At 57.3% G+C, this 15,709-nt stretch carries 12 protein-coding genes; 8 read left to right on the forward strand and 4 right to left on the reverse strand.

The genetic code is table 11. The annotated features are described in order from the left end of the window. Positions 1-32: 32 nt before the first annotated feature. Positions 33-806 carry a 3-hydroxybutyrate dehydrogenase gene (locus GS632_RS05725; protein WP_171180010.1) on the reverse strand — a complete coding sequence of 258 codons (774 nt, stop codon included), beginning with the start codon at positions 804-806 and terminating at the stop codon, positions 33-35. Positions 807-1,107: 301 nt separating this feature from the next. Between GS632_RS05725 and GS632_RS05730 the strand changes: the two genes are divergently transcribed. Continuing rightward, positions 1,108-2,937 carry an extracellular solute-binding protein gene (locus GS632_RS05730; RefSeq protein WP_171237673.1) on the forward strand — a complete coding sequence of 610 codons (1,830 nt, stop codon included), beginning with the start codon at positions 1,108-1,110 and terminating at the stop codon, positions 2,935-2,937. 543 nt (positions 2,938-3,480) lie between these two features. Next, on the forward strand, positions 3,481-3,720 hold the full coding sequence (locus GS632_RS05735) for a hypothetical protein (RefSeq protein ID WP_171237674.1): 240 nt from the start codon (positions 3,481-3,483) through the stop codon (positions 3,718-3,720). Here GS632_RS05735 and GS632_RS05740 read toward each other — a convergent pair. Further along, entirely contained in the window at positions 3,709-4,332 is a 624-nt protein-coding gene (locus GS632_RS05740) for a helix-turn-helix domain-containing protein (protein ID WP_171180003.1), read from the reverse strand. The genes GS632_RS05735 and GS632_RS05740 overlap by 12 nt on opposite strands. A 65-nt stretch (positions 4,333-4,397) precedes the next feature. On the opposite strand from GS632_RS05740, the gene GS632_RS05745 reads away from it, so the two are divergent. The 4 genes from GS632_RS05745 to GS632_RS05760 all read left to right on the forward strand — a co-directional run bounded on the left by GS632_RS05745 (position 4,398) and on the right by GS632_RS05760 (position 9,573). Then, positions 4,398-5,915, forward strand: a complete 1,518-nt coding sequence (locus tag GS632_RS05745; protein WP_171237675.1) for a class I adenylate-forming enzyme family protein — start codon at positions 4,398-4,400, stop codon at positions 5,913-5,915. Beyond that, entirely contained in the window at positions 5,912-6,571 is a 660-nt protein-coding gene (locus GS632_RS05750; RefSeq protein ID WP_171179999.1) for a DsbA family oxidoreductase, read from the forward strand. The genes GS632_RS05745 and GS632_RS05750 overlap by 4 nt, the downstream gene beginning before the upstream one ends. A gap of 76 nt (positions 6,572-6,647) precedes the next feature. Next, on the forward strand, positions 6,648-7,856 hold the full coding sequence (locus tag GS632_RS05755; RefSeq protein ID WP_171721450.1) for a multidrug effflux MFS transporter: 1,209 nt from the start codon (positions 6,648-6,650) through the stop codon (positions 7,854-7,856). A 58-nt stretch (positions 7,857-7,914) separates the two neighbouring features. Then, positions 7,915-9,573 (forward strand): hypothetical protein, encoded by a 1,659-nt coding sequence (locus GS632_RS05760; protein ID WP_171237677.1) that lies wholly within the window; start codon positions 7,915-7,917, stop codon positions 9,571-9,573. Between the two features lie 145 nt (positions 9,574-9,718). Here GS632_RS05760 and mfd read toward each other — a convergent pair whose 3' ends face one another. Further along, on the reverse strand, positions 9,719-13,177 hold the full coding sequence (gene mfd, locus GS632_RS05765; protein ID WP_171179992.1) for a transcription-repair coupling factor: 3,459 nt from the start codon (positions 13,175-13,177) through the stop codon (positions 9,719-9,721). A gap of 21 nt (positions 13,178-13,198) precedes the next feature. Continuing rightward, positions 13,199-13,723 carry a component of SufBCD complex gene (locus GS632_RS05770; RefSeq protein ID WP_171179990.1) on the reverse strand — a complete coding sequence of 175 codons (525 nt, stop codon included), beginning with the start codon at positions 13,721-13,723 and terminating at the stop codon, positions 13,199-13,201. Between the two features lie 119 nt (positions 13,724-13,842). Here GS632_RS05770 and hemB point away from each other — a divergent pair, with 119 nt between their 5' ends. Both hemB and GS632_RS05780 read left to right on the forward strand, forming a co-directional pair. Then, positions 13,843-14,841 (forward strand): porphobilinogen synthase, encoded by a 999-nt coding sequence (hemB, locus tag GS632_RS05775; RefSeq protein ID WP_171237679.1) that lies wholly within the window; start codon positions 13,843-13,845, stop codon positions 14,839-14,841. A 145-nt stretch (positions 14,842-14,986) separates the two neighbouring features. Further along, entirely contained in the window at positions 14,987-15,562 is a 576-nt protein-coding gene (locus GS632_RS05780) for a YSC84-related protein (protein ID WP_171179986.1), read from the forward strand. The last annotated feature ends 147 nt before the right edge of the window (positions 15,563-15,709 follow it).

Raw genomic sequence — 15,709 nt, forward strand, 5'->3', positions numbered from 1 at the left:
CGGGGGTATGGGGGCTGCGCCCCCATGGAACCTCAAAGTGCGGTCCAGCCACCATCGACCGAAATCGTTGTCCCGGTAATCTGAGCCGCCGCGTCCGAGCACAGGAACTGCACGGTGCCGCCCAACTGTTCGACAGTGGCGAATTCCTTCGAGGGCTGACGTTCCAGCAGGATGTTCTTCACAACATCTTCACGGCTCATGTTGTATTCCTTCATCGTATCCGGGATCTGCGCCTCGACCAGAGGTGTCAGAACATAGCCCGGACAGATGGCGTTGCAGGTGATCGGCTCTTGCGCGGTCTCAAGCGCGACGGTCTTGGTCATCCCAACCACACCATGCTTTGCAGCAACATAGGCCGCTTTGTAAGGCGAGGCGGTCAGACCATGAGCCGAGGCAATATTGACGATCCGGCCCCAACCCGCCTTACGCATCATCGGCAGTGCAGCAGCTGTGGTGTGGAAAGCCGAGTTCATATTGATCGCAATAATGGCGTCCCATTTTTCGGTCGGGAACTTGTCGATCGGAGAGACATGCTGAATGCCCGCGTTGTTCACCAGAATATCGCAGGCCCCTGCCTGCTCGATCAGTGCACGGCACTCATCGCCTTTGGACATGTCCGCTTTGATGTAGCGCGCGTTGGTTCCGGTCTCTTTCGCTATCTCTGCGGCCAGCGCATGATCTTCATCCCGATCGGTAAAGGAATTCAAAACCACGTTGGCCCCCGCCTTGGCCAACTCGCGCGCGACCCCCAGACCGATGCCTGAATTTGATCCTGTAATGATTGCCGTTTTGCCGGAAAGGCTCATGACCGATCTCCCTTATGCGATGTCCTGGCGCACCATGCCATGCTGCACCTGCAAAGAAAACGGGGAAACTATGGAAACGATACCCAGGTCCTGGACATCCCGATCTGCTCAAAAAAAAACGCCCGCACGAAGCGGGCGTTAAGTTATTGAGGCAGGTTTCATACAGGCAAGAAACCTATCGAGCAGTAAGACCTTTATAAGCAATTCTATGCCTTCGTCCAAGCTAAAAGTTTGATAATAAGAAAAATCATCACTACGGTGATCCCCAACAAAATAAGGCCAGAGCAGGATTGTTTCCAAAATGAGCCCGGATTTTCTCCGACCGTTTCGACAATTTGCGGCGGGAATCGCCAGCATTTTTCTCACGTCTGTCGCCCATGCAGAATCGTCTCATGGCATAGCTATGTATGGGGAACCGGCCCTACCACCGGATTTTGTGTCTCTCCCCTACGCCAATCCAGATGCGCCCAAAGGCGGCAAAGCGGTGTTCGGAAACACCGGCGGCTATAACAGCTTGAACCCGTTTTTGCAAAAAGGCACCTCTCCGTGGCAATTGCCGTTTTGGACCCATGAAAGCCTGATGGGGCGGTCTTGGGATGAACCTTTCACGCTTTACGGGCTGTTAGCCGAATCAGTTGAGGCAGCACCAGACCGGTCCTGGGTCGAATTCACCCTGCGCGAAGAGGCGCAGTTTTCCGACGGCAGCCCTGTTACGGTCGAAGATGTGATCTGGTCCTATGAGACCCTAGGGACCGAGGGTCATCTGCGCTATCGCGGGCTGTGGGGCAAGATCGACAGCATTGAACAGACCGGACCGCGCTCGGTTCGGATTTCATTCAACGAACCAGACCGGGAACTGGCCTTGCTGGCTGGGATGCGCCCCATCCTGCAAAAGGCGCAATGGGAGGGAAAGGATTTTGCAAACGCCACGTTGCAGGATATTCCAATCGGCACCGGCCCTTATGTGATCGACGATTACGAAGCAGGCCGCTATGTGAACCTGCGTCGAAACCCGAACTATTGGGGTAATGACATCCCGTTTCGCCGCGGCACCATGAACCTCGACGATCTACGGATCGAGTTCTACGGCGACGGCTCTGTCGCATTTGAGGCGTTCAAAGCCGGAGAGCTTTCGGCTGTACGCGAATTCAACGCCGACAAATGGACCAAGCAATACAACTTCCCGGCCGTTCAGCGCGGAGATGTGATCAAGACCGAAATCCCCCATGGCAAACCGTCCGGGATGACCGGCTTTGTGATGAACACTCGCAAACCACCGCTGGACGATTGGCGGGTGCGCGAGGCGCTGACCCTTGCCTTCAATTTCGAATTTATCAACGACACTGTCACAGGTGGCGCGCAGCCGCGTATTTCGTCGTATTTCTCTGGATCTGATCTGGCGATGCAACCCGGACCTGCCCCTGCACCAGTGCAGGCTTTGCTGGCACCTTTCGAAGCAGACCTTACACCCGGCACGCTGGAAGGCTATGAACTGCCGCAAGGTGATGGATCAGAACGGAACAGGCGCAACATTCGCAAGGCCGTCAAGCTTCTGGAAGACGCGGGCTGGACCGTTCAGGATGGTGTGTTGAAAAACGTGGAAGGCCAGCCGTTCAAGATTGAAATGGTGATCAGCCAGGGCAGCCTGAATGTCGTGCAGGACGTCAGCACAATTGCCGAGATTTACGCCCGCGCCTTAGAACGTCTGGGCATCGAGCTGGTGGTCGAAAAAGTCGATGACGCGCAATACACCTCGCGCATGAACGAGCTTGATTTCGACATGACGCCTTTCCGCCGCGCTCTGTCCTTGTCACCAGGAAACGAACAAAGGTTCTATTGGGGCAGTGAATACGTCGACACACCGGGCACGCGCAACCTGATGGGTGTATCCTCGCCTGCCGTTGACGCGATGATCGATGCCATGCTGGCATCTGAAACGCGCGAAGACTTCACAACAGCCACCCGCGCACTGGACCGCGTCTTGGCTGCCGGCCGCCTTGTGATCCCGATCTGGAGCTTTGATGTCGGGCGCATCGCGCATGTCCGCGAGCTCAAGTTTCCCGACACGGTGCCGATCTATGGTGACGGTCCGCAGTACATGCCCGACGTTTGGTGGTACGACGCGAATTAAACACTCTTTAACCAACCGGGGTCAGCTGAACCCGGGTTGGTTCGATTTGCCTGGTGAAAATGCACGGGGTTTGGCAAATTTCTGCTGATCACACCTTGCGGCACCCGGCGCCCATTTGCCGATCGCTGCACACCGGAAGATCGTCACAGTCACACAAGTCTGCCATTTGACGTTCACAAAGCTCGTTGAGGTCTATCAATACTTGGTGAGTAAATCGAGGCGCCGTTCAAAATCCTTTATTTACTGGGCAAAACGTGTATACACCCTGTACTTACCAGGTCAGGTGCAGAACTGGCTTCACGCATTTCGGCACTGCACCTGAACAATCCGGCAATGCCGGACAAAGCATAACCGGGCCCGCCACCACTCACACCAAATGCAGGCCCGTCCGCCCGTTGCGGATGTTTCGCAGCGGGCAACAAACCTCTGATCAATCGCGAAAGATAGGTGCGACATTTTGTCATGTCTTACCTTGCGGCAGCCTTTCCGTACCCTGATGTCGGGGGAGAGCAGTCCTAATGGCTACAAAAGGAAAGCTCATAGATGATGAACTGGACGGATCTTACACAAGACTGGAGCGCGGCCTACGCACGTGCAAAACGGCGCTTTCCGAACTTGCGGGATCAGGACATGATGCGCGTTTCTAAGGATCGAAAGGGGTTCGAAGCCTATCTGGCCGAGCGCCACCAACTCACAATTAACGAAGCGCATGAAGAGGTCGAAGATTTCCTGTTTACCGAAGGCCTGAACCGCGAATTCGCTCACGCGTCTTTAAGCAAGTGATGTGACCCAAAGGATCGTCGCATCTTCGTCACTGACGGAGATCACATTGTGACCCATGCTGCCATCGTAATATGCGCTGTCACCACGGCGCATTTCGACGGGTTCATAAAACTCGGTAAACAACCGCACGACACCGGTGAGGACATACATGAACTCTTCACCGTCGTGACGTACCCAGCCTTCAAATTCCTCCATTGACCGCGCCCGTACACGCGCACGGTAGGGCAGCATGTGTTTCTTGGTCAGCGTCTCGGCCAGCAACTCATGTTCATAGGTGGCAGTTGCATGGGCTGCCCCATCGCCGGATCGTGTCACGGCCATACGGCCAATCACCTGATCGCGTTGTGGCGGCGTAAACAGTTGCGGCACTGATATTTCCAAGCCAATCGCCAACTTCTTGAGCGCATCATAGGTAGGCGACATCTGCCCATTTTCTATCTTGCTGAGGGTCGAACGTGCCAATCCCGCCTGCGTGGCGGCTTGTTCCAAAGTCCAATTCCGCGCTTTGCGCAGCTCGCGCACCCGTGCGCCAAGGTCCAGTGGTTCGACTTCGGTATGATCACCTGTGTCACGGGCAATTCGGATCAGGGATTTGGGATCTTGAGTGCTCATGCCCCTCTCTATAGGCCCGGTCCGCCGCGCTTGCAACGCGGCAGGCTCCGCGATAGCCAAAGGCCATGTTGTCCATCTTTGATAAAGGGGCGCCTGAGCCCTGCCCCACACCTTTCAATCTGGCGGCGCATGTCCTGGGCCAAGCGGATCGCATCCCCGAAAAGGTTGCCCTATCCGTGCTGCGTGAGACGGGCGCTCAGGATTGGAGCTTTCGCGATCTGAAAGCAGCCGTATTGGGAACTGGCGCTGGGTTGTTGCAAGCAGGCTTGAAGCCCGGCGACATTGCGTTGATGCGGCTGGGCAATACAGTGGATTTCCCGATCGCATATCTTGGCGCAATTGCAGTGGGCATCGTTCCTGTGCCGACATCGTCGCAACTGACCGAGCCTGAAACGGCCAAAATGATCGCGGAACTTTCCCCAGCGGCCATTCTGCGCGACCCCGACGTTGCCTGCGCCGCGCACCCCAATCAGATTGGGTTGGATGCGTTGAATTCCATGCGAAGCCTGCCTGCAGCCCATTTTGCCATGGGCGACCCCGAACGAATGGCCTATGTCGTCTACACCTCTGGAACGTCAGGCAAGCCACGTGCGGTGGCCCATGCCCACCGGGCAATCTGGGCGCGGCAGATGATGGTCGATGGCTGGTACGGTCTGCGCGACACCGACCGATTGTGCCACGCGGGCGCGTTCAACTGGACTTATACGCTGGGCACCGGGTTAATGGACCCGTGGACCATTGGTGCAACGGCCCTGATCCCGGAACGCGGCACCAGTATTGACGCGCTGCCAACCTTGTTGCGCCAGCACCGTGCGACGATCTTTGCCGCAGCCCCCGGAGTCTTTCGGAAGATGCTGCAAATGTCCGAACACATGGAATTGCCCGACCTGCGCCATGGCTTATGCGCGGGTGAGAAACTCTCGCGCGCTCTGCATGAGAAATGGGTTTCCAGCACCGGCACCGATCTATTCGAAGCCTACGGCATGTCCGAATGCTCGACCTTTGTTTCCTCAAGCCCGACCCACCCCGCGCGTAGCGACGCGCTGGGGCAGCCGCAACCGGGGCGTCGCGTGGCGATCCTGGGGACGGATGGCCCAGTACCACAAGGACAGGAAGGCACCATCGCCATACACCGCTCGGACCCCGGTTTGATGCTGACCTATCTTAACGCACCCGACGAAGCTGAGGCGCGGATGCAAGGCGACTGGTTTCTGACCGGAGATCAGGGCGCAATGGCAGTGGACGGCCAGATCAGCTATCTGGGCCGCGATGATGACATGATGAACGCAGGCGGCTATCGCGTGTCGCCAGTCGAGGTTGAAGCTGCCCTGTCCCGCTTTCCCGGCATCACGCAGGTCGGCGCAGCGGCAATTGAGGTCAAACCGGACACATTTGTGATAGCAGCCTTCTATACCGGCCCGGAAAAGCTGGACGATGCGGCCCTGCGCGCCTATGTCGAGGCCAATCTGGCGCGCTACAAGCAACCGCGCGCCTTCATCCACCTGCCTGCCCTGCCAACCGGCGGAAATGGCAAACTCCTGCGCCGGGCGTTGCCGGCCTATTTCGAGGCACCAAGCAAATGACCCAGACCGTCAAGCTCGACATCCTGTCCGACCCGATCTGCCCGTGGTGCTATATCGGCAAAACCCATTTGGACAAGGCTTTGGCCAATGTCCCTGATCACCCCTTTGTCATCGAATGGCATCCGTTTCAGCTGAACCCCGAAATGCCGGATGCGGGCATGGACCGGCGTGAGTATCTTGAACGCAAGTTCGGCGGCAAGGACGGTGCGGTACGGGCCTATGCTCCGGTGGTGGAGCATGCAGAGAATGCGGGCCTGAAGATCGACTTCGAAGGCATGAAGCGCACGCCCAACACGTTGGACGCCCATCGCCTGATCCATTGGGCCGGAATCGAAGGCAAACAGAACGCTGTCGTCGATGCCTTGTTCGATGCATATTTCGTGCAAGCCCGTGACATCGGTGACCCCGAAGTGCTGTCTGACATCGCCGACAGCGCCGGTATGGACGCCGCCGTCGTCATGAAATTGCTGAAATCTGACGCCGACCGCGAAGATATTCGCAACCGGGACAGCCATTCGCGTGATATGGGCGTCAGTTCGGTCCCCACCTACATTGTGGCCAATCAACACGCTGTTCCAGGGGCGCAACCCCCTGAGATGTGGGAAAAAGTGATCGCCGAGATCATGTCTCAACTTGAGGCCTCCTCTGCAGAATAGCACAGAGGTCTGTGCGAATTTCCAGTCTGGCTTAACCTGATCCGCCGTGATAGCGCGAACAGGTTAGGAGTTCTTCATGACCAACCGCATGTCGAAGGCGGAATTCATTGCGCTAATCGCAATGATGTTCGCCACTATCGCCTTTTCGATCGATTCAATGCTGCCCGCCCTGCCAGAAATCGGCGCACAGCTCAGCCCCGATGACATCAATCGGGCACAGTTGATCCTGACCTCGTTTGTGCTGGGCATGGGGATTGGCACATTCTTTACCGGTCCGATCTCGGATGCGCTGGGGCGCAAACCTGTAATTTTCGGCGGCGCAGTTCTTTACATTGCGGCATCTGCGGTTGCGTGGGCCAGTTCCTCGCTCGAGCTGGTTCTGATCGCACGTGTTGTGCAAGGTTTAGGCGCAGCTGGTCCGCGGGTCGTGGCTATGGCTATTATCCGAGACCTTTATTCCGGTCGTGAAATGGCCCGAATCGTATCAATAGCCATGATGATCTTCACGCTGGTTCCAGCCATCGCACCAATGCTGGGTGCGGGTGTGATCGCCCTGTTCGGCTGGCGCGGCATCTTCGTCTCTTTCATCCTGTTTGCACTGATCGTTGTCAGTTGGATGGGTGTTCGCCTGCCCGAATCCCTCGCCGCAGAAAACCGTCGCCCCTTCCGCCTGCCCCTGATGATCGCCGCCGTGCAAGAGATGTTTGCCCACCCCACAGTGCGTCTGTCGATCTTTGTTCAGACACTGTGCATGGGGATGCTGTTTACTATTCTTACCATGGTGCAGCCGGTTTATGATGTGATTTATGATCGGGCCGAAAGCTTTCCCTTCTGGTTCGGCTTCGTCGCCCTGATGTCAGGGTCGGCAAGTTTGCTGAACGCTGCATTGGTCGTGCGTGTCGGAATGCGACGTATGGTGACATTTGCCTTTGGCGCTCAGATCGCCATCACATCGCTGGTCATTCTTCTCAACATGACGAACCTGCCGCCAAACGCCTCATTTGCGCTGTTCGTCTTTTGGCAAACCATGGTTTTCTTCATGGCTGGCATGACAATCGGCAACCTGAACGCCATCGCAATGGAGCCTATGGGCCATATTGCAGGCATGGCAGCTTCGGTGATCGGGGCAATTTCGACTGTGCTGGCAGCCGTCATCGCCGCCCCGATCGGATTGCTGTTCGACGGTTCCATCGCACCTTTGACTTTCGGCATCCTGACCATGTGCGTTCTTGCCTTCGGCCTCATGCTGCATATGGGCCGCTTGGAAGAGCGCCTGCCCGCCTGACCTGTGCAAGCCGTTGGAAACGCGCTACCCTCCGCTCAAGCTGAGGGGAGGGTTTTCAATGAGCGACTACTACGATCTAGGTACATACACCTGCCCAGTTTCCACTTCGAACCCCGAAGCACAACGGTGGTTCGACCGGGGCCTGAACTGGACCTACGGTTATAATCACGAAGAAGCCGTCGCCTGTTTTCAACGCGCGGTCGAGCATGACCCCCAATGCGCCATGGCTCATTGGGGTGTGGCCTATGCGGCGGGTCCGAATTACAACCTGCCCTGGGACTTACAGGACGACCGAGGACGCAAAAAGGCACTGACGCTGGCCCATGACGCAATGCAGAAGGCTTTGGAAAATGCCGATAACTGCACGCCTGTTGAGCAGGCTCTGATCCACGCTCTGCCCGCACGTTACCCGCAATCCGATCCAATCGAGGACATGCACCAGTGGGATCATGACTTTGCTGACGCAATGCGCGCGGCATTTGCAACGCACCAAGATCACCTCGACCTTCGTACAATCTATGTCGAAGCGTTGCTGAACCTAACACCATGGCAGATGTGGGATCTGAATACCGGCCAACCCGCAGAAGGCGCAGCCACACTTGAAGCACAAGAGGTGCTTGAATGGGCCATAGCCAACGATCCCGACGCAATGTCCCATCCTGGCTTGTTGCATCTTTACGTCCACCTGATGGAGATGTCGCCAACGCCAGAAAAGGCACTGAAAGCCGGGGATGTTTTGCGCACATTGGTACCGGATGCGGGCCATCTCGTGCATATGCCGACGCATATCGATGTGCTGTGCGGCCATTACCAAAATGTGGTGCACTGGAATGAAAAAGCCTCGGAAGCTGACTTGAAGTATTACGAACGTGAAGGCGCGTTCAACATCTACACTGGCTATCGTCAACACAACTATCACTTCGCGATTTACGGTGCCCTGTTTCTGGGACAGATCGAACCCGCCCTGCGCGCCAATCAGGGCCTTTGGGATACAACGCCCGAAGAGATGCTGCGTATCGAAAGCCCGCCCATGGCTGATTTCTTCGAAAGCTACATGTCCATGGGGCCGCACATCCTGATCCGGTTTGGCCGCTGGGAAGAGGCCAAGGCGCTGGACCTTCCCTCCGATCCGGACCTTTACCGCACCCTGACAGCCACGACCCACTACGCCCGCGCCATCGCTCATGCCGCAACCGGCGATGTCGTCCACGCCGAAGCTGAAGAGAACCTGTTTCTCGCAGCCAAGGAATGCGTCCCCGAAACCCGCAGACTGCACAACAATCGTGTGGTCGATCTGCTCGAGATCGCGCAGGAAATGCTGCGGGGTGAGATCGAATATCGCAAGGGCAACTTTGAAATCGCCTTTGCTCATCTACGCCGCTCGGTCGAGTTGGACGACACCTTGCCCTATGACGAACCCTGGGGCTGGATGCAGCCCACCCGCCACGCGCTTGGGGCATTGCTGTTTGAACAAGGCCATATGGCCGAAGCCGAAGATGTATATCGCGAAGATCTGGGCTTGTGCGGTGCGCTAAGCCGCGCCTCTATCCACCCCGACAACGTGTGGAGTCTGAAGGGGTTGCACGATTGCCTCGCGGCTAGGCAGGAAACGACAGAAATCCGCCAAATCAAACAGCGGCTCGACCTGGCCTTGGCACGGGCCGACCAGATGGTGGCGGCCTCTTGCTTCTGTGCGCAGGCCGCGATGCGTGATTAGTGGGATAGATCGCGCTGCAGCGCGATGCCTCCGGCGGAGGTATTTTTAGCCAGATGAAGCGGGGATCCGTCTCTTCATCTGGCCGCAAATACCTCGGGGGAGATGCGCGGAACGCGCAGCGGGGGCAGCGCCCCCTGCCCACAGTTCAACCGGCTTTGGCCTTTTTCTTTTGCGCGACCACTTTTTCAGCAAGGTCGCGGGCGATCGCAAAGGCACCTTTGATCTTGTCACTGTCTTTCTTCCAATCGCGCCGCACAACGATCTTGTTGTCCTTGACCTTGGCCATACCACGCTGATTCTGGATGAATTCGACCAGCCCCTGAGGCGAAGCAAACTTGTCGTTGTGAAACTGAATGGTTGCGCCCTTTGGGCCGCCATCCAGCTTGGCAATCCCGGCGCGCTTGCACATAGCCTTGATGCGAACGACCAGCATCAGAGTGTTGACCTCTTTTGGCAGTTTTCCGAACCGGTCGATCAGTTCGGCGGCGAACCCTTCTAGCTCCACCTTGGTCGACAGCGAGGACAGGCGGCGATACAAGCCCAAGCGCACATCCAGATCGGGCACGTAATCCTCCGGGATCAGAACCGGCACGCCCAAATTGATCTGCGGGGCCCATTGATCGTCGGCATCCGACAGCCCCTCCATCTCACCTGCCTTGATCTTGGCAATCGCCTCTTCCAGCATGGATTGGTAGAGCTCGTACCCCACGTCGCGCATCTGGCCGGACTGTTCCTCACCCAGAAGGTTACCTGCTCCGCGAATGTCCAGGTCTTGCGACGCTAGTGTGAACCCCGCCCCCAGCGTATCCAACGAGCCCAAAACGCGCAGGCGTTTTTCAGCCGTGGCGGTCAGCTTCTGACGCGGCTTGGTAGTCAGGTAAGCATAGGCACGAGTCTTCGACCGCCCTACCCGCCCCCGTATCTGATAGAGTTGCGCAAGACCGAACATATCCGCGCGGTGAACAACCATTGTGTTTGCGGTCGGAATATCGAGCCCGCTTTCGACAATGGTCGTGGCCAGCAGCACGTCATATTTGCCGTCGTAAAACGCATTCATTCGGTCGTCGAGTTCACCCGCTGCCATCTGACCATGCGCCACCACATAAGTCAGTTCGGGCAGTTGGTCCTTCAGGAACTCTTCAATCTCCGGCAGGTCCGAAATACGGGGTACCACATAGAAACTCTGACCGCCGCGATAGTGTTCACGCAGCAGCGCCTCTCGGATCGTGACGGCATCGAACTCGCTGACATATGTTCGGATGGCTAAGCGGTCGATGGGAGGCGTTCCGATGATCGACAGATCGCGCACGCCGGTCAGCGATAATTGCAGCGTCCGAGGTATCGGAGTCGCGGTTAGGGTCAGCACGTGAATGTCGCTGCGCAGTTGCTTCAGACGTTCCTTGTGACCTACGCCGAAATGCTGTTCCTCATCGATGATCAGCAAGCCCAGATTGTTAAACCGAATGGTCTTGGCCAGCAGAGCATGGGTGCCGATCACAATATCCACCGTTCCGCGTGCCAGCCCATCACGGGTTTGCTGAGCTTCTTTCGCGGACACAAACCGCGACAGCTGCCGCACTTCCAGCGGAAAACCGCGGAACCGTTCCTTGAAACTGGCCGCGTGTTGGCGGGCTAACAGGGTTGTTGGTGCCACGACGGCCACCTGTACGCCGGACATGGCCGCCACAAAGGCGGCCCGCATGGCGACCTCGGTTTTGCCAAAGCCCACGTCGCCACAGATCAGGCGATCCATTGGGGCACCAGAATGCATGTCTTCCATCACATCCGAAATGGCCCGCAGCTGGTCATCGGTCTCCTGATACGGGAAGCGTGCGCTGAACTCCTCCCACGCGTGCGGCGGCGGGTCCATCACCGGAGCCTTGCGCAGGGCACGTTCAGCGGCGATGCGGATCAGTTTGTCCGCCATCTCGCGAATGCGTTCTTTCAGCTTGGCCTTCTTGGCCTGCCAAGCGCCACCACCAAGACGGTCCAGCAAACCTTCGTCATGGCCGTATTTCGACAGAAGTTCGATGTTTTCGACCGGCAGGTACAGCTTGGCTTGCTCGGCGTATTCCAGCAGCAGGCATTCGTGCGCGGCGCCTGCGGCTGTAACGACCTCCATCCCCATATAGCGACCGATCCCGTGGTCCACATGCACCACCAGATCACCGGGGCTAAGAGATTGGGTCTCGGTCAGGAAGTTCTCGGCCTTGCGCCGCTTCTTGGGCTGGCGGATCAGGCGGTCACCCAATACGTCCTGTTCGGCGATGACTGTCAGGCCAGGGGTTTCAAACCCGTGCTCCAGTGCCCAAACAGCAAGATGCAAACCGCGTTTACCGATGCGGGTGCCGTTCGTCACCGGGATGGCCTCGGCCAGACCTTCATCTTCGATCAAACCGGTCAGACGTTCGCGCGCACCTTCTGAATAAGAGGCGATCAACACAGGGCCTTTGTCGAGCTTGGCTGTGATATGGCTGGCCAAAGCGCCAAACAGGCTGATGTTCTCCTGCTGACGTTCCGGGGCAAAGTTGCGCCCAATTCGCCCGCCTGCGTCAATGACACCGGGCCCAGATGCCTGCGGCAAAGGACTGAACTGCATCACCCTGCGATCTGCAACTGCGGCCTCCCACGCGGCATCGTCAAGGTACAGCAGCCCCGGAGGCGTCGGTTTATAAACCGTGTCCATGCGGGACCGGTTTTCCAGCGCCAGACGCCGGGTTTCGTATTGATCGGCAATCGTATCCCACCGCGCCAGACGCGCTGGTGTGACCTGATCATCCAAGGTGATTGTGGCGTTCGGCAGATAGTTAAACAGCGTCTCAAGCTTGTCGTGAAAAAACGGCAGCCAATGCTCGATGCCCTGATGTTTGCGACCGGCACTGACCGCTTCGTAAAGCGGATCATCTGTACCTGCCGCGCCAAATTCGATGCGATAATTCTGACGGAACCGGGTGATAGCGGCCTCGTCCAAAATGACCTCGGATACAGGCGCAAGTTCCACTACATCCAGCTTTTCAGTGGTGCGCTGAGACACCGGATCAAAGCGACGCGCACCGTCCAGAACGTCTCCGAAAAGATCCAGACGGACAGGACCGGATTCGCCCGGCGGGAAGATGTCGATGATGCCGCCGCGAATGGCATAGTCGCCGGGCTCCATCACCGTTGGGCTTTGGGTGAATCCCATACGCACCAGAAAATTCCTGAGCGCGGTCTCGTCGATGCGCTGATCAACACGCGCGGTAAACGCCGCTTCGCGCAGCACCTCGCGCGCGGGTACGCGCTGGGTCGCGGCATTCAGCGTGGTCAGCAGTACGAATTTCTGCGGCATCTGATGGACCAGTGCCGCCAAAGTGGCCACTCGTGCCGCTGAAATATCCGCGTTCGGCGACACACGGTCGTAAGGAAGACAATCCCAGCCGGGAAACACAAAAACCGGAATGTCGGGGGCAAAGAAGGCCAACGCGGCGCGCATCGCCTCCATCCGTTTGTCATCTCGTGCGACATGGGCCACCGGCCCGTTGCTGCGGGCGATTTCGTTCAGTACGAGCTGCGCGTCAAACCCTTCGGGGGCACCGCCAACTGTCACGTGGTTCGGAGCCTTCATCGCCTCGCCTTTCAGATTTTTCTACCCAAGAACGCCGATCGAGATGTTCTGATACATGCCCCAGAAAGAAGTGACCAGTATCGAGATCATGCCGATGATCTGCGTGTACAGCCTGCAGCGTGAAATGGTCTTGGAAACAGTTTCCAGCGTCAGTTCCTGCCGGCGCAAACGTCTAGCTTGCGATATGTTCACAAGCAACACCAAAGTCATTGGAAACGCCAACAAAAACACCGCCTGTGCAAACTCTACGTCATAGTAGAAACCCAGCATGGCCAAACCTGTGAGCATAAAGCACGCAAGCGCCAGGAGGATCGCACCCGACATATCTACGATCAGCAAAATCCGGTTCGTGTGGATGCGCACAATGTCCAGAAGGTCGATTTCAACCTGCCCGCCAATCCGACGCGCACGAACAACCAAATCATACGGAATGCCCATCACCCAATGACTGGCGGATGACCAAAATACCGCCAGCACAATCCAATACCACAGATTCGAAAAGCTGCGCATGTCAATGAGTTCAAAGATCGAAGAGTACCAGTCCAAACCCAACCCTTTATTCAAACCACTCAGGGGGGTTCATCGCGGTGGCGCGTCCATTGATACCCTTGAGACCTTTGTGAATTCATGCCACCCAATGCACGAATGTTCAAGGAGAACGCGCCATGAAGCTGACTATTGCCCCCTACCCTATGACCCGCTTTCGACGGGCGCGTCAGTCTGAGGCAATTCGCGGGCTGGTGCGAGAGAACACGCTGACCACAGATGACCTGATCTGGCCGGTCTTTGTGCGCGATGGCGACGGAATTGAAGAACCGGTGCCCTCGATGCCGGGTGTGGTGCGCCGGTCGGTTGACTTGATTGCCAAGGCTGCGGTCGAAGCCCAAGCGCTTGGGATACCTGCGATTTGCATCTTTCCCTACACAGATTCCGCACTGAAGACTGAAGACTGTGCCGAAGCCTGGAACCCGGACAACCTGTCCAATCGCGCCATCCGCGCAATCAAAGCTGCTGCCCCCGACATCGCCGTGATGACCGATGTTGCGCTGGACCCCTACAACATCAATGGCCATGACGGGTACGTTGTCGACGGTGAGATTGTCAACGATCAGACCGTAGAGGCATTGGTCAAAATGACTCTCTCTCAGGCCGAAGCCGGTGCTGACATCATCGGCCCATCAGACATGATGGACGGTCGGATCGGAGAAATGCGCCGCGCGCTGGAAGGTGCGGGCCATCACAACGTAATGATCCTTAGCTATGCAGCAAAATACGCCAGTGCCTTTTACGGGCCTTTCCGAGATGCCGTTGGGGCCTCGGGCGCGCTGACGGGTGACAAGAAGACCTATCAGATGGACCCGGCCAATTCGGACGAGGCTCTACGTTTGATCGAGCGTGACCTGTCTGAGGGCGCGGACATGGTGATGATCAAGCCCGGCATGCCTTATCTGGACATCTGCCGCCGTGTGAAAGACGGCTTTGGCGCGCCGACATATGCTTACCAGGTATCCGGTGAATACGCGATGATTCAGGCGGCCGCGCAGAATGGCTGGATTGATGGCGAGAAGGTGATGCTGGAAAGCTTGCTGGCCTTCAAGCGGGCCGGATGCGATGGAATTCTGACCTATTTCTCGCCGCAGGTTGCGCGCATCCTTCAGGGCTAAAACCCCAAGGACTCGCAATTTTTCGCCGACGAACTGGCGTTGGCGAGCAGCTTTCCCGTGACACATGGGGCCAATCGGCGTATCCTTGCCCACAAGATCGGGTTCACCCGACAACATCAGGCACAGTTACAGAGATATAAAAACCATGAGCAGTTCCCCTTCCCCCCGACTGAGCCGTCGCGGCTTTGCCTTTGGCATGGCAGGTCTGACCCTGACGGCTGCCTGCGGCAACGGCGTCGGCAATTCGAACGCGGCAACAATCGACGCCCGCGTGGACGCCACGCTGACCGAGATGTACGCGAAATATCCCAACACGGTTGAGATTGCGAACAAAGCCAACGGTATGTTGGTCATGCCCCTGATAACTGACGCCGGGTTGATCATTTTTGGCGGTGCCTACGGGCAAGGCGCGCTGCGCATCAACGGGGCGACGGTCGATTACTATTCCGCAATTTCCGGAACCGCCGGCCTGCAATTTGGTGCGCAGCAATATGCGCATGTCCTGTTCTTTATGACCGAAGCTGCACTGAACGATTTCCGCCGTTCCAGCGGATGGACAGCCGGCGCCGATATTGGCTATGTGGTTGACTCAACTGGGAATTCTTTGTCCACGGACACAACTACACTGCGTACGCCAGTGCTGGCGGCGGTCTTTGGTCAGGCCGGTCTGAAATTCGGCGCGACCATCGAAGGCACGAAATACACGCGCATTATTCCATAACCCAAATTACCACTTCCCCCACACATGGCACCCGTCGCAGCACAACACTGCGGCGGGGCAATTATTTATAAGCGTTTCCAAGCAGGTTCTTGCCGCGTTCCTCTTTCGGTCAGACCGACCATCCTCTAATCTCTGCGCAACCTTATT

Origin of the sequence: Ruegeria sp. HKCCD7296 (genome assembly GCF_013110775.1) — a bacterium.
Classification (GTDB): Bacteria; Pseudomonadota; Alphaproteobacteria; order Rhodobacterales; family Rhodobacteraceae; genus Ruegeria.

Excerpts from the sequence above, each read along its gene's own strand:
- GS632_RS05725 (WP_171180010.1), bottom strand. The coding sequence starts at position 806 with ATGAGCCTTTCCGGCAAAACGGCAATCATTACAGGATCAAATTCAGGC.
- GS632_RS05730 (WP_171237673.1), top strand. The coding sequence starts at position 1,108 with ATGAGCCCGGATTTTCTCCGACCGTTTCGACAATTTGCGGCGGGAATC.
- GS632_RS05735 (WP_171237674.1), top strand. The coding sequence starts at position 3,481 with ATGATGAACTGGACGGATCTTACACAAGACTGGAGCGCGGCCTACGCA.
- GS632_RS05740 (WP_171180003.1), bottom strand. The coding sequence starts at position 4,332 with ATGAGCACTCAAGATCCCAAATCCCTGATCCGAATTGCCCGTGACACA.
- GS632_RS05745 (WP_171237675.1), top strand. The coding sequence starts at position 4,398 with ATGTTGTCCATCTTTGATAAAGGGGCGCCTGAGCCCTGCCCCACACCT.
- GS632_RS05750 (WP_171179999.1), top strand. The coding sequence starts at position 5,912 with ATGACCCAGACCGTCAAGCTCGACATCCTGTCCGACCCGATCTGCCCG.
- GS632_RS05755 (WP_171721450.1), top strand. The coding sequence starts at position 6,648 with ATGACCAACCGCATGTCGAAGGCGGAATTCATTGCGCTAATCGCAATG.
- GS632_RS05760 (WP_171237677.1), top strand. The coding sequence starts at position 7,915 with ATGAGCGACTACTACGATCTAGGTACATACACCTGCCCAGTTTCCACT.
- mfd (WP_171179992.1), bottom strand. The coding sequence starts at position 13,177 with ATGAAGGCTCCGAACCACGTGACAGTTGGCGGTGCCCCCGAAGGGTTT.
- hemB (WP_171237679.1), top strand. The coding sequence starts at position 13,843 with ATGAAGCTGACTATTGCCCCCTACCCTATGACCCGCTTTCGACGGGCG.
- GS632_RS05780 (WP_171179986.1), top strand. The coding sequence starts at position 14,987 with ATGAGCAGTTCCCCTTCCCCCCGACTGAGCCGTCGCGGCTTTGCCTTT.